This is a genomic window from Leptolyngbya sp. NK1-12 (genome assembly GCF_032598965.1).
GTDB lineage: Bacteria > Cyanobacteriota > Cyanobacteriia > Elainellales > Elainellaceae > Elainella.
On sequence record NZ_CP053586.1, the window covers coordinates 788,217 to 812,366 of the forward strand.

Below are 24,150 nucleotides of genomic sequence, written 5' to 3' on the forward strand. Positions count from 1 at the left end.
TAACCGCACGTCTCACAATTCAAATGCCGCCGACGGATGAAAGCTGCTGATGTTGGGTTCAAGGTTATCTGCTGCCGCACAACTTTACCGTTGGGCAGCTCATCTCAACCATGCCGATACTTGGCACCTGCGACAAACTATTTTTTCAAATCTGGTGTTTGCGAGATGTCAAATGATTCGCAACTTTCTCGCTTCCCATGTGGCAAGTATAAATCCCTTAAGGATTCAAACGATTGGAATTAGGGGATGTCATTAGGTCATTAGCCTACAACTTTATTTTGGAAGCACTATGTCTATGCAGCTTCACATTAAATCAACGCTGCTACCCAACCTTGCCTAATGCTGCAATTTGTTTGGGTCAAGAGCATTTGGGTCAAGAGCCAGCCGTGCAGCCTCTGCGGATATAAGCCTGAGCACTAGAAGCAATAGGTAAGCTATTGATCGAAGTATAGGTTAACTCGAATCTGAACGCTGCACAATTAGCGCCACGAGCTGTTTGATCACCCGCTCGCCCTCCAGAGGCGAAACCTGTTTGCCGTAGAGAATTTCCTGAGCCAGCAAGAACGAAACCAACGATCCAGAAAAAATATGGGCTGCTGCTTCTGGGTCCGTGATCTTGAGTTCTGGATGGGCACGAAAGTAAGCGCTGAGCATCTGGCGGCCTCGGTGAATCACGGTGCGGCTATAGAGTTGAGCCAATTCTGGAAACCGCGCCGACTCGGCAATCAGTACCCGAAATAGATTCAGGTATTCTGGGTTGCCCAGCTTATGCAGAAACACCGTCGCCAACTGGTGCAACAGCACGTCCGGCTCACCGTGCAGATCCTGCATGCCCAGTTCCCGCTGCAAGCGATGGATCGTCACCCGCTCGACTAGGGCGGTAAACAGACCTTCCTTATCTTGAAAATGGCTATAAATCGTTTGTTTCGAAACGCCTGCTGCCGCCGCTACCCGATCCATGCTAGTACCAGCATAGCCGTGGTTCAAAAACACCTGAATCGCGCCCTGGAGAATTTGCTCGCGTTTCTCAGCTAAGGGAGAATCATCCAGTCGCTTTGGTTTTGCTGCTCTCACAGGCAAGCTCCTCAGATAGGGAAATCAGCATGTAAACAATTCAAACAGAACCTTGCCCTTTAGAAGGGGACGATCTAGGATTTGTCGTAATTCATCATACTGGACAGTCTAGTTTGATGACTAGCCAGGTTCACAGATCGATAAACAATCGATAAACATTAGCCCAATAACCTTGCTTCAGAACGGGGAGAAGCGCGATGGCACAAACTCTTCCAGGTCCACAAACGGGTAGCCAGCGTCAGCTAGAGCCAGCCGAGGGACGAGACTCACCCAAACGTTTAGCAAAAATCCGTCGTCTGCTGCCACTTGGATTAGCGGTTGTAGGGGCCGGAGCCGCCGCTTGGTATTTCTTCTCCCGTCCCGAATCCGACGCTTTAGAGTTCAGTGGCCGCATCGAGGGCTATGAAACCGATATAGGGGCTAAAGTGCCCGGACGAGTGATTGATGTGACGGTACGCGAAGGGGCAGAAGTGCGGCAGGGGCAACTGCTCGTCAAACTCGATGATGATGAAATTCAGGCGCAGGTGGCCGGAGCCGAAGCACGAATTCGTGCCGCCAAACAGCAAGAGCAAAACGCCCGCCTCCAGCTTTCGGTAATCGAGAGCCAAATTACTGAAGCGGAATTGCGCTGGCAGCAGTCCAAGGGCGACACCACCGGACGAATTTCCCAGGCCGAAGCCCAAGTGGCCACCGCTACTGCCCAGCTCAAACAGGCCGAGGCGCAGGCAATCGAAGCCCAAGCCCAGCTCAATCTGGCCCGAACTGACCGCGATCGCTATGCCCAACTGGTGCAGGACGGAGCCGTCACCCAGCAGCAGTACGACCAGCGCGAAACCACCTATCAGGCTGCCCAAGCCACCCTAGAGAGCCGCCAAGCCGCCGTCGCTGCTGCCCAACGTCAGGTCAATGCCGCCCAAGGCAACCTGACCCAATCCCAAACCACCAGCCTCAATCCCGACATCAACACCGCCCAGCTTAATCGCCTCACCACCCAGCTCAAGCAGGCTCAAGCTGAACTCAAAGCGGCCCAAGCCGAAGTTGCCAATGTCGAAGCCGAGCGCAACCGCATCCAGGCTCAGCTCAAAGAACTGACGATCAACAGCCCGATCAATGGCGTCGTTACCAGCCGCAGCGTTGAACCGGGCGTTGTAGTTACGGCGGGAAAAACTCTGCTGTCGGTGCTGGACTTGAACACTGTCTACATGCGTGGTTTCATTCCCCAAGGTGACATCGGCAACGTGCGCGTCGGCCAAACTGCTCGCGTCTACCTCGACTCCAATCCCGATCAACCCCTAAATGCCCGCGTAGCTGCTGTCGATGCCGAAGCTTCCTTTACGCCAGAAAATATTTACTTCAAAAAAGACCGAGTCCAGCAGGTATTTGGAGTGCGCTTAGCGATTGAAGAGCCGGGGGGATTTGCCAAACCAGGCATGCCGGCTGATGCGGAGATTCTAGTTGAGAGGGAGAGATGAATTGAGTTTTGAGTTTTGAGGTTTGAGTTGCGGTGGGATAGGGGGGAGGGAGAGTTTTGAGTTTTGAGTTTTGAGTTTTGGCTTCCGGTGAGTCAGCCGAACCGAGTTTTAAGTTAGGAGGAATGGGTGGTGGTTTTGACGATGGCAGTGAGGATGCGGATTAGCTCTTCGACATGGGCGAGTTCTTGATCAACTGCAAAATCGATTAGTTTGGATTGTTGTAAGAGGCGTAACCAGTACTTTGTTTCTCTAGCTTCTTTAGAGGCGATAGCCATTTTGGCGAGAAAATCTTTACGGCTTTGCCCTGCGCTTGCTTCTTCTACGTTTGCTCCAATACTCGTGCCACTCCGCAAAAGCTGTTTAGACAATACATATTCCTTTCGCACCTGAAGCATTCGATACAGCTCAATAATTTCCAAAGCAAATTCAAAACTCTTCTGTTGAATAATACTCTCCGCCATAAATTTTCTGAATTACCAAATTTCCAACTCATATCACCACTCCTATCCTTCCCATAGAAAACCTCAAACCATCTCCCAAAACCTCTTTAAAAACCTCAAACCTCAAACCTTCCCTCCCCCCTATCCCACCGCAACTCAAACCTCAAAACTCAAAACTCAAAACTCAAAACTCAATTCATCTCTCCCTCTCAACTAGAATCTCCGCAACTCAAAACTCAAAACTCAAACCTCAAAACTCAAAACTCCCCTCCCCATGTCCCACTCCATTGCAACTCAACACTCAACACTCAACACTCAACACTCTTTTCATGCCATCCAAGTTCGAGGGTTACAAAAACGCTATGGTCAGATTGCGGCAGTACGCGGTGTTGACTTTACGGTACAACGAGGAGAAATTTTTGGGCTGATTGGTCCCGACGGGGCGGGCAAAACCACCACATTTCAGATTTTGGCAGGCGTGATGGAAGCTAGCACTGGTGAGGTGGAAGTTTTGGGACGGTCGCCTCGTGAGGCGCGGTTGGGCATTGGTTACCTGACACAGCAATTTTCGCTTTATTTGGACCTGAGCATTGACGAAAACATTCGCTACAGTGCCGGATTGCGAGAAGTGCCGCCCCATCGGCTGGCTGAACGCCGCGACCGCTATCTGAAGCTGATGAACCTGGATCGGTTTGGCGATCGATTGGCTGGGCAACTCTCAGGCGGGATGAAGCAAAAGCTGGCGCTCTGCTGTGCCCTGATTGCTCAACCGGATGTGCTGCTGCTAGACGAACCCACAACCGGCGTTGATCCAGTATCGCGACGGGAATTTTGGGATATTTTGGCAACCTTGGCCAGTCAGGGTGTAACGATGGTGGTAGCGACGCCCTACCTGGATGAAGCCGAACGCTGTAACCGGATTGCCCTGATGTACGAGGGCCACATTCAGCAAACCGGCACCCTAAAACAACTGCGGCAAAGTTTGAGATTGCAGCGCTTGGAAGTGCGGACTAGTCAGTTGGCAGCGGTAGAGCGGGTGTTGACGGAGCAGATTCAGGAGTGGCAGGGAGGTAGAGATGAGGGAGATGCGGCTCGTGAGCCTCGCCGAACGAGGGAAGGTGGAGGAGAGTTTCCGTTGGTGGATGTGCAGACGTTTGGCGATCGGTTGGATGTGTTGGTGCATTCCCATCAGGCGGGAGAGGCCGCAGTGCGGCAGATTCTTCAGCAGCACCGGCTCCCGCTGGACTCGGTAGAAGCAGTAGAAGCCACGCTGGAAAATGTGTTTGTTACCCGTTTGCGACAGCAGGGAGCCGATCCGCCTTTTATTCCCCTACCGCGCTCAGAACCACCAAGACTCGGTTCGGCTGACTCACCGGAAGCCAAAACTGAGAACTCGGTTCGGCTGACTCACCGGAAGCCAAAACTTACAACTTCTAACACCGCCATCCAAACGCGTCACCTCTATAAGCAGTTCGGTAATTTTCAGGCGGTTAAAGATGTGACGCTGCAAGTCCGCTATGGCGAAATTTATGGATTGCTGGGGGCCAATGGTGCTGGCAAAACGACCACAATCAAAATGCTGTGCGGGCTGCTGGAACCGAGCGGTGGCGAAATTTCTTTAGCAGGCGAGCAGCGTAATCTGCGGAGTCCGGAACTACGGCGACGAATCGGCTATATGAGCCAGAAGTTTACACTCTATGATGACCTGTCGGTGGTGCAAAACCTGGAGTTTTATTGCGGTGTGTATGGAGTGCCGCGTCCTCAGCGTCGTCAGAAAATTGACTGGGTGCTGGAAATCTGCGGTTTGGTGGGGCAGGAGGATATGCTTACCGGACGCTTGCCCGGAGGGTGGAAACAGCGAATCGCCTTTGGAGCCTCGGTGATGCATGAGCCGGAAATTTTGTTTTTGGATGAGCCAACATCAGGCGTGGATCCGTTGGCCCGCCGGCAGTTTTGGCGGCTGATCGAGGATTTTGCCCGTCAGGGAACGGCAGTGCTGGTGACGACCCACTATCTGGAGGAAGCCGAACACTGTAACTCGATGGGCTTTATGGTAGCAGGAGCCGTGGTAGCCGAAGGTTCACCTAGCCAAATTAAAGCTGCCCAACCCGGACAGTTGATCGAAATCGTCACGAACCAAACCCAAGCCGCTTCGGATTTACTCAAAACCCAGCTCGATTCTTGGCGCGTTTCGATTTTTGGCGACCGGCTGCATGTGGTTCTGGATCATCCCGATACCGAAATTGCTCAGATCCAAACACTATTTCAGCAGTACCAAACCGATACCTCACCCTTACATATCTATTCGCTGCGTCGCGTTCCTTTTTCCCTAGAAGATGCATTCATTGGAATCGTTCAACGTGTGGAGATTTAATTGCCATGAGAATCTGGAGTCAATGCGTGAAGGAGCTAGCCCAATTTTTGCGGGACCGCCTCACGGTGGCGTTAGCGTTCATTTTGCCGTTACTGACCCTGTTCATTTTTGGCTTTGCGATTCGACTAGAGGCTAAAAATATTCCTGTCGCCGTTCAGGATTTCGACAACAGCCCCCTCAGCCGCAGCTACATCGAACGTCTATACGCCACTAATCAACTTCAGTCGAGCCGTTGGGATGGAATCGGTTCGCCTCAAGCTGCCCTCGATCAGGGAATTGCCAAAGCTGCGGTGATTATTCCGCCTGAGTTCTCCCGACGGATCAAAGCCGGTGAAACCAGCCCGGTCCAGGTCTTAGTAGACGGTACCGATGTCAACAACGCCCGCGTCATCCGCAGCAGCATTGAAGCCACTACCCGCTTCTTTGTCCGCAATTCCCAATTGCAAACCAACCCTTCTCTAATTCAGGTGCGCAGTCGCATTTGGTTCAACCCTGGGCGGCAAGAATCCCTCTACATTGTTCCAGGTACCTGTGCCGTGATTCTGTGGATTTACCCCTCGTTGCTGTCGTCGATTGCGATGGTGCGAGAAAAAGAGCAGGGAACCATCATTCAGGTCTATGCCTCTAGCCTCAGTGCTGAAGAGTTGATTTTGGGCAAAGGTTTAGCCTATCTAATTGTTGGGCTTGGCATTGCCGCAGTGGTGATCTCAATTAGCGTAATCATCTTTGGCTTACGCTTTGCTGGCGACCCCACTCCATTCTTGATCAGCACGCCGATCTTTGTAGCCTCTGCCACGATGTTTGGTCTGATGGTAGGCACTCGTGTTCCCAACGTCACCACTGCTGTTCAGGCTGTTGCGACAACTGGATTCTTAACAGCCCTACTCCTCTCGGGCTTTATTTATCCCCTTAGCAATATTCCGTTTCCCCTTTCCCTAATTTCCAATATTATTCCAACGCGCTATTTTATCCCCATTATTCGTGACGGATTTGTACGGGGCACCGGATGGCTAGGCGTCTGGTTTTACCTGCTGATGCTAATGCTGCTTTGCCTGCTGTTATTCAACATAGCTCGTCGTAACCTCAGCCGCATGCAGCTTCCTGATTAGTTGAGTGGACGGGAAGACGGGGAGATGGCGGCTCGTGAGCCTCGCCGAACGAGGGAGATGCGGCTCGTGAGCCTCGCCGAACGAGGGGAGATGGGGGGCTAGAGTAAAATGAAACACTGCTACTGCCTCCGGCGACGCGACGCGCAGAAGTCAGCTACAAAACTACGCGCTCTCCCTAACGGCAAGCTATCGGCAAACGCGCAGGTTATGCCACCAAAACTTAAAACTCAAAACTTAAAACTCAAAACTTTATGCAAAAGCTTCTCTCTCGCCTACTCAATAGCCGGATTTGGGCTTTGGCCATCAAAGAAATTAACCAGATTTTGCGCAACAAACAGTTGATTTTTCTGCTGGTGTTTCCGCCTACAATTCAGCTTTTGGTGTTTGGCTTCGCCCTTAGTCCCGATGTGCAGTTTCTCAAGCTGGGAATCGTGGATTATGCCAATAGCCAGATGAGCCGCGAACTGGTGGCTGCCATGACCGAGAACCAGATTTTTGTGGCCCAAAGCTATTTGTTTAACGAAACTGAGCTAGCTGAACAGGTGCGATTGGGACAGGTGACGGCAGGACTTGTGATTCCGCCCGATTTTGATCGCCAGTTTCAGCAGGGACAATCACCGGAAATTCAGTTGCTGATCGATGGCACCGACGCTAATACGGCTGGTATCGCCAATGGCTATATGACCCAAATCGTCAATCGGTTTAGCCGCCGCCAAGTCAACGCCAGTCCACCCTTAATTGAACCGGAAGTTATTTTTCTCTACAATGCTGGACTCAATAGCACCTGGTTTTTTGTTCCTGGCGTCTTGGGCTTGGTGCTGACCCTGACTAGCTCGCTGGTTTCCTCCTCAGCGGTAGTGCGCGAAAAGGATACCGGCACCTTAGAACAGCTGTTGATGACGCCAGCCGCCGCCTGGGAAATTCTGCTGGCAAAAATTGTGCCTTTGTTTATTCTGCTGATTGGCGATGTGTTTTTAGCGCTGGCCGTAGCCAAGATTGTTTTCCAGTTGCCGTTTCGAGGCAATATGCTAGTCTTTTTGCTTGTATCTGCCGTTTATTTATTCGTTGGTATCAGCATTGGCATTCTGCTGGCTACTATTGCCAAAAATCAACAACAGGTCGTGCTGACGTCGTTCTTTGTCAATTTGCCGCTGATCCAAACCTCTGGGGCAATTGCACCGATTGAAAGTATGCCTGCATTCTTTCGTTATCTGTCGCTGTTGAATCCCCTGCGGCATTATGTGGCGATTGCTCGCGGGTTTCTGCTCAAGGGCGTGGGGGTAATGGAGCTGTGGCCACATGTGTTGGCGTTAATCGGGTTTGCTATTCTGTTGCTGACAATCAGCGTCAAAAAGTTTCGCAGTCAGTTGAGCTAGGCAGTCACTGAAGTTAGACCAGTTCGGTTAAACAGTGAGTTGAACCAGATAGGGTGATAATAAAAGCAGCTTCGGCTATTCCCCCTCGCATTTCTGCCATGCTGCCGTTTTCCCATCCTTCGCTTCGGCGCAAGCAATCTGTCAACTGGGTTATTCTCTCAGTCAGTGGTTTGCTGTTGCTGGGTTGCAATCCTGCTGCCAACACCAACGCCCAATCGGGGGCTGGTAGACCTGGAGATCCCGATGCGCCGGTTGCCGTTGAAACTGCGGTCGCTCAAACTGGCAGTCTGGAGGCGGCCATTGAGTACACAGGCACCACTGCTCCGGTGCGCGAAGTTTCGCTGCGTTCCCAGACCGAGGGGCGATTGTTGGACTTAAGCGTTGATATAGGAGATCGAGTCAGTCGGGGGCAGCCCTTAGGCCAAGTCGATAATCAGCTTTTAGTAGCACAGGTCAACCAGCAACGAGCCGAGTTAGCCGCCCTCGCGTCAGAAGTGGCCCAGGCCAAGGCCGAAGTCAGCGATGCCAAAGCCCAGGTCGAGCAGGCGCGGGTTGAATTGCAACAAGCCCAGGCGGACGCCAATCGCCTCCTTGCCCTCAGCCAGGAAGGAGCGATCACAGCCCAAGCCGCAGAACAAGCTGTCACGGCTGCCCGCACCGCAGAACAAACGTTGCGATCGGCCCAGGAGCGTGTCCGCACTCGACAGCAGGCCGTCATGGCTACCCAGGGGAGAGTGGCTGCCCAGCAAGCTACCCTAGCCGAAGTGCAAGCGCGGGAAGCTTTCTCAGCCTTAACGGCTCCAATGGCCGGTGTGGTGTTGGAGCGGGTGGCTGAACCGGGTAACTTGCTCCAACCAGGCGATCCGGTCCTGAGGCTAGGCGACTTTAGTATCGTCAAAGTGGTGGTGCAGGTGTCGGAGCTAGAGCTGGGCAACTTGCGAGTTGGACAATCGGCCCAAGTCCGGCTCGATGCTTTTGCCAACAGCGCTCCGCATCGTGCAGAGAACACAGACAGCGTCCGAGGAACCATTGCCCGGATTTCTCCCGCGGCTGACCCCACAGCCCGATTGGTGCCCATCGAAATTACCCTACCCAACCCAGAAGGACGGATCGGGAGTGGCCTATTAGCACGGGTGCAGTTTCAGTCTAGCCAGAGCAATCGGGTAGTTGTGCCAGAAAGGGCATTCACAGTAGGGGGAGATGCAACTAAGCCAACCGTATTTGTTTTACAGGGAACAGGCGAGGAGAGAAAAGCCGTTGCGCGCTCGGTACAAATTGGTGAACGTGCTAATGGACAGGTGGAGATTCGCTCTGGTCTACAGCCAGGAGATACGTTTGTGGTTCGCAGCAATCAACCACTGAAATCAGGCCAATCTGTGCGCTTGAGTATTCTTTCTGAAACATCATCGTGAGCGATTGCTCGAGCAATCATCGAGAGGTGAAGCCGGAGGGCTATTACCTACGAGCGACTAGCTGCAAGCGGCGACACTGCCTCCTGCTCAACCATCTTGCTTAAAATCGCATCCATGTTCTTGCGGGCATCTCCGAATAGCATCCAGGTATTATCTTTATAGAATAGGGAATTCTCAATTCCTGCATAGCCGCTAGCTAGGCTGCGCTTCATCACGATCACAGTCGCGGCCTTCCAAACCTCCAAAACTGGCATACCCGCAATCGGACTGTTGGCATCTTCTAGCGCACTTGGGTTCACCGTATCGTTGGCCCCAATTACCAACACTACATCGGTTTTGGGAAAATCCGGGTTGATTTCATCCATCTCTAGGACAATGTCGTAGGGTACGTTGGCTTCTGCCAGCAGCACGTTCATGTGCCCGGGTAATCGGCCTGCCACAGGGTGAATCCCAAACCGTACCTCGATGCCACGCTCCCGCAGCAGTTTGGTAATTTCCGCCAGAGGATGTTGGGCCTGAGCCACCGCCATGCCGTAACCTGGTACTACGATTATTCGCCTAGCAGCACACAACCGATTCACTGTCTCCTCTATCGTCGTCGTCTGCACTTCACCCGTCGTTTGTTCGCCTTGTGGTGTCGCAACACCAGTTCCAGACCCAAAACCGCCCAGAATCACGCTGAGGAATGAACGATTCATCGCTCGACACATGATGTAGCTGAGAATAGCACCGCTGCTGCCGACCAACGCTCCGGTGATAATCAGCAAATCATTGGAGAGCATGAATCCAGCCGCAGCGGCTGCCCAGCCTGAGTAACTATTCAGCATCGAGATGACTACCGGCATATCTGCGCCACCAATCGCCATCACGAGATGAACGCCCAGGATTGCAGCGAGAACCGTCATAAACAATAAAGATTGTAATCCAGTAGGGAATGCGTTAGATAATCCAGCAGATACCCCACTGCTGAGATTTGCGCTCATAAATTGCGCGCCCAGAGCAATCGATGCTAGCACTAACCCTAGATTCAGCCAGTGACGGGCCGGTAACAGCAAAGGTTTACTGCTAATTAGTCCCTGCAACTTTCCAAAGGCAACAATTGAGCCAGTAAAAGTAACTGCACCAATAAAGACACCAATGAAAATTTCCAGCTGATGAATCGTGGCTTCTGCTCCAGTGAGGGAATCCGGTTGCAGGTAATTAGAAATGCCAACTAAGACAGCCGCCGCCCCCACAAAGCTGTGCAAGATTGCGACCATCTGTGGCATCGCCGTCATCGCTACCCGAGAGGCCGCCAGCATACCAACCACGGCAGCAGGCAAAACAGCTCCTGCTAGAATTCCGTCACTGTCGATTCCAAGACCAATGGCGGTCGCCACAAAGGCAATTATCATTCCCACCATGCCATAGAGGTTGCCTCGACGCGCCGTTTCCTGGTTAGACAACCCTCCTAAACTAAAAATGAACAGGACGCTAGCAGCAATGTAAGCGACGGTCTGAAGATTTTCGAGCATGATTGATTCCCACAGTTATTTCTGAATCTATTCTTAGAGCGACTTCTGAACCCGCATCTGAAGCTATTTCTGAAACATCTTGAGCATGCGTTGCGTCACCCAGAATCCACCAACAATATTGATGGTTCCTATAAAGACCGCAATTGCCCCCAAAACAGTCGTAGCCAACGAGGCATTGGTCAATTGCAGCATGCCACCAATGATGATAATGCCACTAATTGCATTGGTAACGCTCATCAACGGTGTGTGCAAGGCAGGTTTTACATTCCAGATCACTTGCCAACCTACAAAGCATGCAAGCACAAAGACTGTGAAATGGGATAGAAACGAAGACGGTACCCAGAAGGCAATCGCAAGCAATGCAACACCTGCCAGAAGCATCCAAATCCACGAGGTAGGAAGCTCTTGTTGCTGGCTGGAGTCAGGGGTCGAAATAGGTTGGGCAGAGGATGAGGCGGTTGTTCGCGGCGGAGCGACAGTGGTTTTTCCGTCCAGATTGTTCTGCTGAGTGGGGTTTGTAGACGCTGCCTGAACCGGCAGAGCAACAGCATCTTTCTTGGGTAAAGGCGGCGGATAGGTAATCTCACCGTTGTAGCTGACCAGCGCGCCACGAATCACCTCATTCTCTAGATCAATCTGGTAGTGCTCTGCTCCGCCGAGTTCTGCCAGCAAATGGCAGAGGTTGGTGCCATAGAGTTGGCTAGCTTGTTGCGACATACGGCTGACCAGATCCGTCAGGCCGACAATCGTGACTCCTTGATGATGAATGATTTTGCCCGGTTGCGTAACAGCACAATTGCCTCCTTGCTCAGCTGCCATATCGACAATCACCGATCCGGGACGCATGGTTTCTACCATCTCCCGCGTGATCAGCAGCGGCGCTTTGTGACCGGGAATCAGCGCTGTAGTGATAATAATATCGACCTCTTTGGCTTGAGCCGCAAACAGCGCCATTTCAGCCTGAATAAACTCCTCGCTCATTACCTTGGCATAGCCACCTTCACCGCTGCCATCCTCGGCAAATTGCAGCTCCAAAAACTCAGCTCCTAGGCTTTGCACCTGCTCTTTTACCACTAGACGTGTATCAAAAGCACGCACAATCGCTCCCAACCCCTTTGCCGTTGCAATTGCGGCCAGACCAGCCACACCTGCTCCAATCACTAAAACCTTGGCTGGGGGAATCTTGCCAGCGGCAGTAATCTGACCGCTAAAGAACCGTCCGAAGTGGTTGGCGGCTTCAATTACAGCCCGATAGCCTGCCAAGTTGGCCATTGAGCTTAGGGCATCCATTTTTTGGGCGCGAGTAATCCGGGGTACCGCATCCATTGCCAACACCGTCGCTTGGCGAGCCGCCAGTTTAGCCAACAGGTCTAAATTTTGCGCCGGATAGATAAAACTAATCAACGTGCTACCTGCCGCCAGCATCTCGGCTTCGTGATTTCCGGTTGGCCGGACGGTTGGAGGCCGCACTTTCAGCACAATATCAGCTGACCAAACCGTTGCTGCATCGACGATTTGGCACCCCGCCTCGCAGTAGGCAGCATCTGCAAAGTGAGCTGCTTCGCCAGCTCCTGATTCAATCAGAACTTCAAACCCCAGCTTCTGCAAAGTTTTCGCCGTTTCGGGTGTGGCTGCAACCCGATCTTCCTGCTCAACAATTTCCTTAGGAATGCCGACCGATTTTTTAGTTTTCTGGGCTTGGGCGGGGAACGGTTCTAATCTAGGTACAACGTCTACCATAAACTCTCCTCGATGCGGCGATTTGGACTAGAGGAAACGAGTGTTCAAGCGCTTTTCAGGCGAAGCAAAAAAGATGTTCCAAAAGCATCACGCTAGCGTAATCGTTGGAACGCCTCTGTTTTTGATTCTGTTTTTGAAGTGATTGCAGTTTGATCTATGGGATCATTCTACTCTGCTCTTGTTACTTTGAATACAAAAGTAAACACTGACAGAATTCGATCCTTTACAAATCAAAATATTAAAAAACACTACAAAGAACCGAACGGTGACCAAAAATCAACAGCAAGCTTGTAAACGTTTTTGAAGATGTTGAATGCAGCCTCGTTTAGAAATAACTCTATCCTCATCAACCTCATCAATTAGAGCGGACAGTACTTTGAGGTAAAATCGCCCAATTCAAATTTGTCTCCTTTAAGCTGCCTAGATTCAGCTTGGCATTGCTCAGATCGGCACCCCGTAGAATGGCGAAACTTAAATCAACCTCGGTTAGCACGGTTTGGTGCAGTATGGCAGCGCTCAAGTTGGTTTCCCGTAAACTAGCCCAGCTCAGATCGGCCTCGGTCAAATTGGCCCTAGTTAATTCGGCCCAATCCAATCTAGCGCCCCGCATTTCTGCCAGCATCAGCGTGGTATCGATCAAGTTGGCGCAAGATAAATTTGCACCCGTCAAATTCACACCGTTTAGATGGGCTTGACTGAGGTTGGCACCACCCAGATTGATGGCGCTCAGATTGGCTCGGCTCAAGTCAGCTTCCTGTAGTACGGCATTACTGAAATCGGCTCGCTCCAGATTAGCGCCGCATAAAATCGTTCGGTGCAGCTTTGCTCCAATCCCATGCACTCGGCTTAGATCGGCAGTTGATAAATCAGCCTCACTCAGATTGGCAGCATTCAGGTTGGCTCCAATCAGGTTGGCAGCGGTCAACGTAGCTCGTATCAAATTGGTCTCATGCAGGTTGGCTCGACTGAGATTAGTCTGATCCAAAATTGTCTGTCTCAACGTGGCTCGCCACAGGTTCGCTCCGCTTAAATCTGCCCTGGTCAGATCCACTTCGGATAGATCAGTGCCGGATAGCTTTGCTCCACTCAGACAAGCTTCCCGCAAATTGGATTGCCGCAAAACGACTCCATTTAAGTTCACATCGATCAAATTGGCTCCGCTTAGATCCACCCCAATCAAAACGGCTTTTCTCAACGTAGCTCCCCTGAGATCGGCTTCATGCAGGTTGACCTCACTCAGGTCTACAGCCCCGAAGTCCCGCTCTCCTGTGGCATATCGCCGTAGGAGTTCTTTTGCGTCCATAGAATTTCTATGTTCTATAATCGTTGTTTTTATAAATCGTTAATTTCAATCATAGGTTGTTTTTCAAAGCCCTATCTCTTCTCTTTCCTTTGATTTCTCTTTTTAGTTATATTTATTCATGTTTATGCTTCAATTTTACGCATGGTCGGTATGAGTACAAATAGACAGGCCAGAAGATATAAACTCGTAATGAGTACTGCTTAACTCTAGTTTTGTGTAGTATGGAAATACTGGCCATAATGTGGAGCTGGCCATAACGTGGAGAAGCTAGGTTTATGGCTCCCAGTTTGAAGTCCTACGAAGAGTGTCTAATTTATTGTCGTCAGCAAGGAATGCGCTTAAGCAATCAACGTCAGCTCGTTCTCAAGCTTTTGTGGGATACGGATGAGCACCTGCCCGCTAGCGAAATCTACGATCGGCTGCGTCAGCGGGGTGAGGCTATCGGTCATACTTCGGTGTACCAAAACTTAGATGCGTTAGCGAAAGCTGGAGTGATTGAGCGTGTTGAACGGGCAGAAGGATGTCTCTACAGCCATCACACCTCCTCCCATTCCCATGTTCGTTGCCTGGACGATAACCGTCTGCTAGATGTCGATGTGAAGCTGCCCCCAGAGTTGGTGAAAGCAGTCGAGCAACAGATAGGGCTTAAAGTAATTGATTACCACATTGAATTTCTCGCCTGTAAGCCATCAGAAAACGCCGATGTTGTTGATCAAGACGTGATCTGATGCAGGGTCAACCGCTGGATAATTCTGGCAACCCGCTGCAGATTGTTCTCCCAATCGGATAGCACATGAAATATGAGAGAACCTCCGGGGAATTCCATCGACATAATCGTCCGCTGACTCTATACCTCTCTTAGCTTGCCAGCCGTTTCCTCAGATCAGCCGACCTCCAGGCAAACTGAATTCTCCACTGGCTACCATACAAGCGATGGACACAACTGGACTCGAACCAGTGACCCCTACGATGTCAACGTAGTGCTCTAACCAACTGAGCTATGCGTCCGTGACGATTTACTAAAGTAGCACATTTTTCGGTCAGACGGCAAGTGCGACCAAGAAGCCGAACCATGTCTAGAATATAGAGACACCCTTGCAACTGAGAGGATTCACTCGTGGTCACGTCTGTTTCACTGCAAGATCGGCTTTCGGATGCCATCGCACCCTATCGCAATCAGGTTGACTATCTAGAAATTCGCTTAGAGCAGAGTGAATCGACGGTGATTGCCTATCGGGGCCGCCAGTTGGATGCGGTGGATCGCAGCTTTTCTTTGGCCGGCGGCATTCGGGCCTGTCATAAGGGCGGCTGGAGCTTTGTGACATTCAACGGGTTGGCCGATCTGAACCAGCGCATCGAAGAAGCGATTGCCCAAGCTAAGCTAATCGGTAAAGAAACAACCCATCTCGCCTCAGTCGAGCCGATACAAGACTATGTCGCAGTCGAAATTGCCAGGGACCCACGCGGTATCGCATTGGATGTGAAACGGCAGTTGGTCGAGGGTTACAATCATCTACTGCTGGAGATGGACCCGCGCATTCAAACCACCATGACCAGCTACAGCGATCGGTTTGGCGTCACTTATTTCGTCAACTCGTTGGGTAGCTGCATTGCCCAGGAACGGCTGGATGTGTCGGGACGATTTGGCGTGGTGGCTCGCGGTGAAGGCAACGTGGTACGGCAGGGATTTGAATCGGTTCATTCCCGTTCCGATTACAGCGTCTTGGAAGGAATTGAAGCTCAGGTCAAGAGTGCAGCAGAGCGGGCCGTACGGCAGTTGGAGGCCAAGCCAGTCAAGGGTGGTCAATACACAGTGATTCTCGATCCCTATCTGGCTGGGGTGTTTATTCACGAAGCGTTTGGGCATTTGTCGGAAGCAGATTTTGTCTACGAAAATCCCAAAATGCAGGAGTTACTGGTGCTGGGCAAACCAATGGCGATTCCTCAGCTAAATGTGGTGGATGATGCTACCATGCCTGGACTGCCCGGTTCGCTGAAATACGATGATGAAGGGGTTCCGGCTCAGCGCAAGTACTTAATCAAAGACGGAATCTTGACCCAGCGTTTGCATAGTTTGGAAACCGCCGGCAAGATGCAGGAACAGCCTACTGGCAACGCCAGAGCACTGAATGCCGCCTATCCGCCAATTGTGCGGATGACAAATACCGGAATTGAAAGCGGTGACCAAACCTTTGAGCAAATGCTGAGCGATATCGAAGAAGGCGTCTATGCCGTGCGGATGCTGGGCGGTCAAACCAATGGCGAGATGTTTACCTTTGCGGCGGCAGAAGGCTACATGATTCGCGATGGGCAGTTGGCTGAACCAGTCAGCGACGTCACCCTCAGTGGTAATGTCTTCCAGACGCTCAAGGACATCGAAGCGATTGGTAATGACTCGATCTACCGTAATGGCGGCTGCGGCAAAGGGGGCCAGTCTCCCTTACCGGTAAGTGTGGGTGGCCCCCATGTGCGCATCAAGAACGTGGTTGTAGGCGGTCGCTAGAAGCTAGCTCTTTACTCGGACTTATGTTTACAAAGCTCGGCTTCTCACCAGCAGTCCCCAGAGATAGATGGTGATGATTGCGCCGAGCGTGGCGATAAACAATCCGGGAATTGTAAAGCCTACGGATGCAAGCTGCAAAGTTCCAGTCGAAAGCAACGTGTACAAACTGCCACCCACGAATGCTCCAACGATGCCAAGCAGGATAGTACCGAGAATACCACCACCGACGTAACCGGGATAAATGGCCTGGGCAATTGCACCAGCCAAAAGTCCTAAAATAACCCACGCGATAATTCCCATCGCTACACCTCCAGAGTATATTGAAAAAGTATTGATTGATACGATCAATCGTTACGTTCAGATTACGAACTAGAGCTAGGAAACTGCTTCTATCTAGAGGGGTAGCTAGGTGAACCAAAAGGAGTAAAGTGACTCTGCTAGCTCACGCGCTGGATGCGCCACGCAGTCAGGCTATAGACCGCGAGCGCGGTCCAGATTAAGCCAAAGGTGATCGCGTGCGTCTGGGTGAAGGGTTCGTGATAGAGAAAAACACCCAAGATCAGCTGCAAACTGGGAGCCAAATACTGAAAAAATCCTAAGGTCGAGAGCCGGAGGCGTTTAGCGGCATTGTTAAACCAGAGCAGCGGGAACGAGGTGACAATACCGCAGCCAATAAAAAGCCAATTCAATGTCCAGCTCGTATTCCAGTGGCCGGTACCGGTACTCGCTCCATAGCCAACAATGGCTAGCGCGACGGGTGTAATCAGTAAGGTTTCCACGGCCAAGCCCGCCATGGGCGCTACCGCCACCACCTTGCGTAATAGCCCATAAAAGGCGAAGGAAAAAGCCAAGCCCAGAGCAATCCAGGGCACTGCCCCAAACTGCCAAACAAAATAGGCAACTCCTAGTCCAGCCAGTAAGACAGCGATCTGTTGCCCCCGGTACAGCCGCTCTTTCAAAACCACAAATCCGAGCAGGACGTTGACGAGAGGATTGATAAAATAGCCGAGGCTAGTCTCTACTACCCGATCGGTATTAACGCCGTAGATATATAATCCCCAGTTAAAGGCGAGTAAACCTGCCGTCAGCAGCAGTGCTCTCAGATATTGGGGCTGCCAGACCCGCCAAAATTCCGCTCGTCGATTTTGTAACCACAGTACCGCGATCAGCAGCACCGCCGACCAGATCATGCGATGGCTCAACACTTCCACCGCAGGCACTTGGGCAAAAAATTTCCAGTAGATCGGCAGCAACCCCCAAGAACCGTAAGCCAGAATTGCGTAGAGGGCACCGACGGGCATGAATGAAGTTGGATCGGACTGAAGAGAACGCGCCACAGGTAAACCAAACAACTGCAATGGAATGGGCTTGAACCAGCCGCAAAGCCCTACGGTAACGCAACCAAGCTGTAATTGACAGGTACACTTCGGCTGCAATTCCATAGGCACAGAAAGAACCTAAACTGCGCGGGGGGTAGGGGTAAGGGGTAGGGGGTAGGGGGTAAGGGGTAAGGGGTAGGGGGTAGGGGGTAAGGGGTAAGGGGTAGGGGGTAGGGGGTAAGGGGTAGGGGTAAAGCTTAGTCACTGCGAGCATTAACAGTAAACAGTAAACAGCATCTGATGGGTTGGGGTGCTTGAGCAAATCGGCTGAGTTATTTGTCTCTGGCAATGGGGAAACTTAGAAGCATATTCCCTGCTCGATGCGGCTATGCCATTGAATGCCCCTAAACTCAATGCCAAACTGAACGCCCTGAACCATAGTGTCCTGCGCCAAAAATTCCGATTTCCGCAACCTCTACCCCAACTGCCCTTGCTGGCCGTTCTAGTCGTACCGTTTCTACTACAAATCTTCACTGCGGTAGGGCTGGTCGGATATTTTTCCTTCAGGAATGGACAAAAAGCGATCAATGATTTAGCCAATCAGTTGCAGCGAGAAGTCAGCGCCAGAGTCGATCAGCATCTCGATTCCTATCTAGCATTACCCCATCAGATTAATCAAATCAACCTAAACGCGATCAAGCAGGGAATGCTAGACCTCTATGATCTGGACAATTCAGGGCGCTACTTTTGGAAACAGGCGCAAATTTTCAAGCAATTTGGCTTTATTGGCTATGCGCTGGAAGATAATACCAATTCGGGAGCATGGCGCTGGCCGCAGGGACATAATGCGGCAATTATTTACCATCCCGGCGGCAGTTTGAAGGATTACACCTATGAGGCCGATCAGGACGGCAACCGCAAAAAGTTGCTGCATGTCACTGATTTCTATGCTCCGGCAGGCGATTCCTATGTGGAGGCGGTGAAAGCTGGTAAAGCCCTCTGGACGCGCATCTACACGCTGGACGAGTTTGAGGGCTATATTGCCGCCGCTGCTAACGTGCCGATTTACGATGCCAACCAAAAATTAATCGGCGTATTGGGCATTGATTTGTTTTTGACAGAAATCAGTGCCTTTTTGCAGCAGATCCAGGTCAGTCCGACTGGGCGCGTGTTCATTATGGAGCGGGACGGCATGCTGATCGGCAATTCCAGCTCTCAACCCACCTATCGAGTCGAAAACGGCAAAACTCATCGCCTCCGGGCTACCGACAGCGATGATCCGCTGATTCGGGCTACGGCGAGCTATTTGCAGCAGCAATTCAACGGCTTTCAGCAGATTCAATCCCCTCAGCAGCTTACGTTCCAGTTCAATCAAGATCGCCAGTTTGTAGAGGTTTCACCTTGGCAAGATGAATATGGAATCGATTGGCTGGTGGCGGTCGTAGTGCCAGAGTCGGACTTTATGGCTCAGATCAATGCCAACACTCGCACTACGACTACCCTATGCTTAGTGGCGCTGGCGGTCGCAACAGTGCTGGGAATCTACACCTCACGCTGGATTACCCGAACAATTTTGCGCTTGGGCACGGCAAGTCAGGCCATCACCGCCGGGAATTTGAATCAACAAGTCCAACCGTCTGTGATTCGAGAGGTCAACAGCTTAGCGCAATCGTTCAACCAAATGGCATCCCAGTTGCAAGCCTCGTTTTTGGCGCTGGAGCAAGTGAATACTGAGCTGGAAGATCGAGTAGAAGCCCGGACCGCCGCTTTGACCGCTACGTTAGAGGAACTGCGTCGTACCCAAGCCCAAATGGTGCAAAGCGAAAAAATGTCGGCTTTGGGTCAGATGGTGGCCGGCGTAGCTCACGAAATCAACAATCCGGTGAACTTCATTCACGGCAATGTGGACCATGCCCAAGCCTATGCTGAAGAATTGCTGCACCTGTTGCAGCTTTACCAACATCACTATCCCAAACCAGTGCGAGAGATCCAAACTGCTCTCGACGCTGCCGATCTGGAGTTTATCGAGCAAGACTTTACTCAGCTCTTCCACTCGATGAAACTGGGTTCTCAACGCATTAGCGACATTGTCCAATCACTACGCTCCTTTTCCAAGCTAGATGAGGCGGGAGTTAAAAGCATCGATCTGCACGAGGGAATCGACACGGCGCTGCTGCTGCTGCAACACCGTTTGAAACCCCAGCCGGGTCGATGCAAAATTCAGGTCATTCGAGACTATCAGCAGCTACCACTAGTGGAATGCTATCCTGGTCAAATTAACCAAGTATTTATGAATATTCTGAATAATGCTATTGATGCGCTAGAAGAAGCAATTTATATCGAAGGTTTAGTCGAGCCAGTTATCAAAATTCGTACAGTAGCTAGTGAGAATGAATTTGTAAAAATTTATATTTCTGATAATGGAATTGGGATAAACCCAGCGATTGTTCCACGCCTATTTGACCCATTTTTTACGACTAAACCAGTTGGCAAAGGCACTGGTATCGGCTTATCCATTTCCTACCAGATTGTGACCGAAACCCATCGTGGCTCGCTGGAATGCAATTCCGAAGTCGGCCAAGGCGCTGAGTTTGTGATTACGATTCCAACACATTACAATACTGCAAGAGAAGGCAGTAAGTAGGTCAACCGTTTTTTTAGATCCTATAGTGGGGGTATCTTGCCGGCTGCGAGTGGGACGCTCGCACTCTATTTATTTGTTTAAGAAGTATCTCGTAATATTCAATACAAGGTACTTCTTTAGCTCCAAAATTCATCGAGATTCATATCTGCCATTTCCTGCTGCACTTCCTGAAAGTAGGTACTTTCGGTTAACATAGCAACTTCCTTTTCCCGCTTGTTTTGGTCAATTTCGATTCTCAATTCTTCCAATTGTCGTTTTAACTCATCCTCGCGACGTTTGCGCTCTGTAATATCTTGAACAATACCTTCGTAGTAGAGAATTTGACCACTGTTGTCTTTTACGGCACGGGCATCAACCTGTGTCCAAATGATACTGCCATCTTTACAATAGCAACGGTATTCAAAATCTTTGACCGTATCTTGGGCTGCTAGCAATGCTCTAAATTCAGCCCGCTTTTCTGGATCAACATAAAGTTGCTTGCCAATATCAGTAACACTTTCGAGCATCTCACCGGGCGAATCATACCCATAAATCTTGGCCAGGGCTGGGTTCACATTAATGTACCGACCGTCGGGCGTAGATTGAAAGATCCCTTCTAAAGCATTTTCAAAGATGCTGCGATAGTTTTCTTCGGCAATCCGTAACGCTTCTTCGGCTTGCTTGCGATCGGTAATATCGCGCACCATAATCAATATTTCATTGTCTCCCAATACCAGAATTCGGACTTCTTCATCCTGGGCTTGACCATCCATGGTCAGGCGTTGTTCATAGACCTGCAATTCACCTGTGGCTAGCGCTTTTTGGATGTAGTGCATTCGCAGTTCCGCTAAATCGGGCGGGAGTGATTCCTGCACAGTATTTCCAGGATTAAATCGCCTGACGCCGTGAACTCCTCGTAAGCGATCGCTCCCCACAATATCCAAATAGGTGCCATCTCCTTTGGCACGAATCATTAAATCGGGGATAGCGGTGACAATGGCGCGGTTCGTTGCTTCGCTCTGGCGGAGTGCAGCAAAGGATTCCTCTAGTTGTTTCGCCATCGAGTTGAAGGAACTTGCCAGGGTATCAATTTCCGTAATCAGGCCGGGTTCCACCTGCTGATTGAGTTCCCCTTGAGCCAGCTTGTCGGAGGCTTGAGAGACTCGCTGGATTGGCTTTGCAACCCAACGAGACGTGAAGATCCCAATTGCGATCGCCGCCGCCAAAGCTCCTAGGCTCAACCACAGAGCATTCCGGCGACCCGCATGGATTTGCCCCATAAAATCTGATTCGGGAATGGTAAGAACCACCAACCAATCTAAATTGCCATCCTGAAACGGAAAAACTTGAACATATTGCCGTTCTCGATTCAGGTTGAAATCGAGTTGTTGAACCGACTGAATGTCGTTGAGTTGGCGAAAATGACGATTGAGCTGCTCGGCGGTTGTCCGAATCGTGGCATTCGGACTGGCGGTGGCCAACAGTCGTTCGCTCGCTTCGCCTTCCCCAACCACCATCGCCTCTTCAGACGAAGTTGCCACTAGTCGTCCTGATCGCTCCATAATAAATGCAGTGCCGGTCTGACCAATCTTCAGGTTCCGCAGGAACATACTCAATTCCTGGGGCAAGAAAAGGTCAGTTCCACAAACTCCTATCAGCGCATTACTGGCTGGATCATAGACCGGGAAGCTGGCCGTAATCGTAGGAAACAGGGTGGAAAAGGCAAGGTAAATGTCGCTCCAAGCTTCTCCACCCGCTGTCTTTGCAGCCTGATACCAGGGACGCACCCGTGGATCAAAGGGTTTATCAAAACGGCCCCTAGGCACGGTACGATTGCCCCGATCATCCAAGACAAAGCCCTGGCGGATAAAGTTTGTATCCGCATTGCTGAATTGCAGCACAATTTCCGTGCGGTCTTGCTCCGACAGCCGCCTGGCTCCCAAAAAACCACTCTGCTCATCCCCACAATACACAAAACTTAAGGTTTCATAGAGCTGCAACTGTTGCCAAAAGTGATAATGCCCCCTGGGGTTGCTGACATCAATATCTCCCTGGGCAAGGGCGGTGGCATTCAGGCGGTTGATGGCCTTGGGAAGGCTAACGTAGGTCTCTAGCCGTTCCGTAATCCGACTGGTCAATTCGGTGCGGAGCTGACTGGCAACCTCGTTAACGGACTGTTGCGCACTGCGGTAGACAATCCAACCCACCAGCCCAACGGCAGTAATAATCTGCAATACAAAGGGGACGACAAGGGTAGTCCGGAGGCGGAATTGACCTGAAGATTTCCTGGTAGCTTTACCAATCATTGATGCCATCTCCACCCACAATCCAGTCCTGCGACTTGCGTTCTGGTGCAGTGACATTGGATCAGTACAATCCGAAATTCTTGGAACGTGCAGAGGAGGAATTTGCGGGTAAGGGCAGTTTGTGTAGAGTTCATAGTACAGTTTGTATCTGGTTGTATCTGGCAACTTGTCTAACGGGCGGCATGAACGTCCTGAGCGGCATGAATGGCCGATTCGATTGCTCCCTGAATCCAGCGAGTCTTGAATTTGCTGCAATGATCTCCGGCAAAATACACCCGCCCTTCTGGAGCAACAATATCGTTGAAACTGGACATCGTACCGGGTTCTAATAACGCCCCGACCCCACCCGCGTAGGGATCGTTACCCCAGTGGTGATACACCGCGACTTCAAAGGTGCGATCGATTTGGGGGTGAATTTCTCGCAGATTTTCGATCGCCTGCCGGATCAGATAATCGCGGGGCAAACTGGCAAAACAGATTGCATCCCGCCCCCAGGTGTAGCTGGCAAGCAGCGCCCCTCGCCCCGTCTCCTGCCCATGTTGAGGATAGAAGACATTGCGAATCGCTAAATCAGTCACGGAGCCGCCGCCGTGGATGCCATCATCATTCTCCCAAAAGCGCGAACTGCACTGCATGAAAATCTTCGAGGAGGAGTCGTAATTGAGTTGACGAATAGCGCGGCGTTTACGCGGGGAGAAGGCGGGAGTGACTTCAATGTGCCGCATCAAACTGAAGGGAATCGTGACAATCAGATAATCTGCGGTTTCTTGAAACTGTCCCGCCAGCGTTTGATAAGTGACCGTGACTTGATTGGCGGCGTTGTCGATCGCCTCCAGGGATGCCCCAAGCCGGATGTGTTTGCCTAGAATCGGCAGAAATGCATTCGGTAACGCATCTGAGCCATCCACCAGATAGACCATGTTGGAAAAGGTATTGGAGTATTCATGATGCAAATAGCTGACAAAGGAGGAATTCATCCGAGATTCGACATTGCCCAAAATGCCCAGCATCTCGATCGCCCCTTCTGACCAGCCTGAATGACGCAGAAACCCCCGCAGGGAAAAATGATCGTATTCTGCAATGATCTGATCCCAAACGGCTTCCCCCTGCTCCAGGACGCGATCGTAAATCGGCTTGAACGTAGCTTTCAGCAGATCTTCGGGGTGTTTGCCTGATTCGTGGGGATGCACATCAAAGACAAATTTCTGGGGATCAAATTCCTTGCGCCGCACCCGCTTGCCTTGCAAATAAATGTAAGCATTGGGATTTGTCACGATAAAGGGTTCGGTTTTGAGGCGAAATCGTCTGACATACGCCATCGTCAACTCGTGACTTTGCGGAATGCGCATCGCTCCCATTTCAGCCCGCAGTCCGGGAGCCAGCCCATCTCGCACCGTGTAAATGCGTCCCCCAACCCGGTGCTGCGCCTCCAAAATCGTGATCTTGTGACCTGCCCGCTTCAGCAGATCGCCAGCCACCAGTCCTGCCATCCCTGCCCCCACAATCACAATCTTTTTGGGGCGGCTATTCCCAGGCTGCAAACCTGCTTCGATCGTAGCTAACATCTCAGTTTGGTGCATCATAC

The 24,150-nt window shown here is 51.2% G+C and carries 17 protein-coding genes and 1 tRNA gene; 8 read left to right on the forward strand and 10 right to left on the reverse strand.

The window, feature by feature from the left end:
* Positions 1-453: 453 nt before the first annotated feature.
* A complete protein-coding gene (locus HJG54_RS02835) occupies positions 454-1,074 on the reverse strand; it encodes a TetR/AcrR family transcriptional regulator (RefSeq protein ID WP_316433236.1) in 621 nt (206 codons plus the stop codon).
* Between the two features lie 197 nt (positions 1,075-1,271).
* On the opposite strand from HJG54_RS02835, the gene HJG54_RS02840 reads away from it, so the two are divergent.
* Positions 1,272-2,546 carry an HlyD family secretion protein gene (locus HJG54_RS02840; protein ID WP_316433237.1) on the forward strand — a complete coding sequence of 425 codons (1,275 nt, stop codon included), beginning with the start codon at positions 1,272-1,274 and terminating at the stop codon, positions 2,544-2,546.
* Between the two features lie 113 nt (positions 2,547-2,659).
* Here HJG54_RS02840 and HJG54_RS02845 read toward each other — a convergent pair whose 3' ends face one another.
* On the reverse strand, positions 2,660-3,007 hold the full coding sequence (locus tag HJG54_RS02845; protein WP_316433239.1) for a four helix bundle protein: 348 nt from the start codon (positions 3,005-3,007) through the stop codon (positions 2,660-2,662).
* A gap of 253 nt (positions 3,008-3,260) precedes the next feature.
* On the opposite strand from HJG54_RS02845, the gene HJG54_RS02850 reads away from it, so the two are divergent.
* From HJG54_RS02850 to HJG54_RS02865, 4 genes are all read left to right on the forward strand, one after another.
* Positions 3,261-5,360, forward strand: a complete 2,100-nt coding sequence (locus tag HJG54_RS02850; protein ID WP_316433240.1) for an ATP-binding cassette domain-containing protein — start codon at positions 3,261-3,263, stop codon at positions 5,358-5,360.
* Positions 5,361-5,365: 5 nt separating this feature from the next.
* On the forward strand, positions 5,366-6,469 hold the full coding sequence (locus tag HJG54_RS02855; RefSeq protein ID WP_316433241.1) for an ABC transporter permease: 1,104 nt from the start codon (positions 5,366-5,368) through the stop codon (positions 6,467-6,469).
* Between the two features lie 251 nt (positions 6,470-6,720).
* Positions 6,721-7,845: an ABC transporter permease gene (locus HJG54_RS02860; RefSeq protein WP_316433242.1), complete on the forward strand. Its 1,125-nt coding sequence runs from the start codon at positions 6,721-6,723 to the stop codon at positions 7,843-7,845.
* Between the two features lie 98 nt (positions 7,846-7,943).
* Positions 7,944-9,257 (forward strand): efflux RND transporter periplasmic adaptor subunit, encoded by a 1,314-nt coding sequence (locus HJG54_RS02865; RefSeq protein ID WP_316433243.1) that lies wholly within the window; start codon positions 7,944-7,946, stop codon positions 9,255-9,257.
* 47 nt (positions 9,258-9,304) lie between these two features.
* Here HJG54_RS02865 and HJG54_RS02870 read toward each other — a convergent pair whose 3' ends face one another.
* The 3 genes from HJG54_RS02870 to HJG54_RS02880 all read right to left on the reverse strand — a co-directional run bounded on the left by HJG54_RS02870 (position 9,305) and on the right by HJG54_RS02880 (position 13,814).
* The gene (locus HJG54_RS02870) at positions 9,305-10,771 is read right to left on the reverse strand and encodes an NAD(P)(+) transhydrogenase (Re/Si-specific) subunit beta (RefSeq protein WP_316433244.1); all 1,467 of its coding nucleotides are present in this window, start codon (positions 10,769-10,771) and stop codon (positions 9,305-9,307) included.
* A gap of 63 nt (positions 10,772-10,834) precedes the next feature.
* Positions 10,835-12,511, reverse strand: coding sequence for a Re/Si-specific NAD(P)(+) transhydrogenase subunit alpha (gene pntA / locus HJG54_RS02875; protein ID WP_316433245.1), 1,677 nt, complete (start codon positions 12,509-12,511; stop codon positions 10,835-10,837).
* 355 nt (positions 12,512-12,866) lie between these two features.
* Complete coding sequence (locus HJG54_RS02880) at positions 12,867-13,814, reverse strand: pentapeptide repeat-containing protein (RefSeq protein WP_316433246.1); 948 nt, start codon at positions 13,812-13,814, stop codon at positions 12,867-12,869.
* 275 nt (positions 13,815-14,089) lie between these two features.
* Between HJG54_RS02880 and HJG54_RS02885 the strand changes: the two genes are divergently transcribed.
* A complete protein-coding gene (locus HJG54_RS02885) occupies positions 14,090-14,542 on the forward strand; it encodes a Fur family transcriptional regulator (RefSeq protein WP_316433247.1) in 453 nt (150 codons plus the stop codon).
* Positions 14,543-14,748: 206 nt separating this feature from the next.
* Here the strand turns inward: HJG54_RS02885 and HJG54_RS02890 are convergent.
* A tRNA-Val gene (locus tag HJG54_RS02890) sits at positions 14,749-14,822 on the reverse strand.
* 109 nt (positions 14,823-14,931) lie between these two features.
* Here HJG54_RS02890 and HJG54_RS02895 point away from each other — a divergent pair.
* Positions 14,932-16,317: a TldD/PmbA family protein gene (locus HJG54_RS02895; protein ID WP_316433249.1), complete on the forward strand. Its 1,386-nt coding sequence runs from the start codon at positions 14,932-14,934 to the stop codon at positions 16,315-16,317.
* Positions 16,318-16,344: 27 nt separating this feature from the next.
* Here HJG54_RS02895 and HJG54_RS02900 read toward each other — a convergent pair whose 3' ends face one another.
* Positions 16,345-16,617, reverse strand: coding sequence for a GlsB/YeaQ/YmgE family stress response membrane protein (locus tag HJG54_RS02900; RefSeq protein WP_316433250.1), 273 nt, complete (start codon positions 16,615-16,617; stop codon positions 16,345-16,347).
* Between the two features lie 137 nt (positions 16,618-16,754).
* Positions 16,755-17,759, reverse strand: a complete 1,005-nt coding sequence (gene rarD, locus HJG54_RS02905; RefSeq protein WP_316433251.1) for an EamA family transporter RarD — start codon at positions 17,757-17,759, stop codon at positions 16,755-16,757.
* 265 nt (positions 17,760-18,024) lie between these two features.
* Here rarD and HJG54_RS02910 point away from each other — a divergent pair, with 265 nt between their 5' ends.
* Complete coding sequence (locus HJG54_RS02910; RefSeq protein ID WP_316433253.1) at positions 18,025-20,280, forward strand: ATP-binding protein; 2,256 nt, start codon at positions 18,025-18,027, stop codon at positions 20,278-20,280.
* A gap of 116 nt (positions 20,281-20,396) precedes the next feature.
* On the opposite strand, the gene HJG54_RS02915 is transcribed toward HJG54_RS02910, so the two are convergent.
* Both HJG54_RS02915 and HJG54_RS02920 read right to left on the reverse strand, forming a co-directional pair.
* Positions 20,397-22,565, reverse strand: coding sequence for a PAS domain S-box protein (locus HJG54_RS02915; RefSeq protein WP_316433254.1), 2,169 nt, complete (start codon positions 22,563-22,565; stop codon positions 20,397-20,399).
* 170 nt (positions 22,566-22,735) lie between these two features.
* Positions 22,736-24,148, reverse strand: a complete 1,413-nt coding sequence (locus HJG54_RS02920) for a flavin monoamine oxidase family protein (RefSeq protein WP_316433256.1) — start codon at positions 24,146-24,148, stop codon at positions 22,736-22,738.
* Between the last annotated feature and the right edge of the window lie 2 nt (positions 24,149-24,150).

Bases quoted from the DNA above. Each gene is read 5' to 3' on its own strand.
- HJG54_RS02920 (WP_316433256.1), bottom strand. From the start codon at position 24,148: ATGATGCACCAAACTGAGATGTTAGCTACGATCGAAGCAGGTTTGCAG.
- HJG54_RS02880 (WP_316433246.1), bottom strand. From the start codon at position 13,814: ATGGACGCAAAAGAACTCCTACGGCGATATGCCACAGGAGAGCGGGAC.
- HJG54_RS02865 (WP_316433243.1), top strand. From the start codon at position 7,944: ATGCTGCCGTTTTCCCATCCTTCGCTTCGGCGCAAGCAATCTGTCAAC.
- HJG54_RS02885 (WP_316433247.1), top strand. From the start codon at position 14,090: ATGGCTCCCAGTTTGAAGTCCTACGAAGAGTGTCTAATTTATTGTCGT.
- HJG54_RS02915 (WP_316433254.1), bottom strand. From the start codon at position 22,565: ATGATTGGTAAAGCTACCAGGAAATCTTCAGGTCAATTCCGCCTCCGG.
- HJG54_RS02850 (WP_316433240.1), top strand. From the start codon at position 3,261: ATGTCCCACTCCATTGCAACTCAACACTCAACACTCAACACTCAACAC.
- HJG54_RS02840 (WP_316433237.1), top strand. From the start codon at position 1,272: ATGGCACAAACTCTTCCAGGTCCACAAACGGGTAGCCAGCGTCAGCTA.
- pntA (WP_316433245.1), bottom strand. From the start codon at position 12,511: ATGGTAGACGTTGTACCTAGATTAGAACCGTTCCCCGCCCAAGCCCAG.
- HJG54_RS02860 (WP_316433242.1), top strand. From the start codon at position 6,721: ATGCAAAAGCTTCTCTCTCGCCTACTCAATAGCCGGATTTGGGCTTTG.
- HJG54_RS02910 (WP_316433253.1), top strand. From the start codon at position 18,025: ATGCCATTGAATGCCCCTAAACTCAATGCCAAACTGAACGCCCTGAAC.
- HJG54_RS02900 (WP_316433250.1), bottom strand. From the start codon at position 16,617: ATGGGAATTATCGCGTGGGTTATTTTAGGACTTTTGGCTGGTGCAATT.
- HJG54_RS02855 (WP_316433241.1), top strand. From the start codon at position 5,366: ATGAGAATCTGGAGTCAATGCGTGAAGGAGCTAGCCCAATTTTTGCGG.
- rarD (WP_316433251.1), bottom strand. From the start codon at position 17,759: ATGGAATTGCAGCCGAAGTGTACCTGTCAATTACAGCTTGGTTGCGTT.
- HJG54_RS02845 (WP_316433239.1), bottom strand. From the start codon at position 3,007: ATGGCGGAGAGTATTATTCAACAGAAGAGTTTTGAATTTGCTTTGGAA.
- HJG54_RS02870 (WP_316433244.1), bottom strand. From the start codon at position 10,771: ATGCTCGAAAATCTTCAGACCGTCGCTTACATTGCTGCTAGCGTCCTG.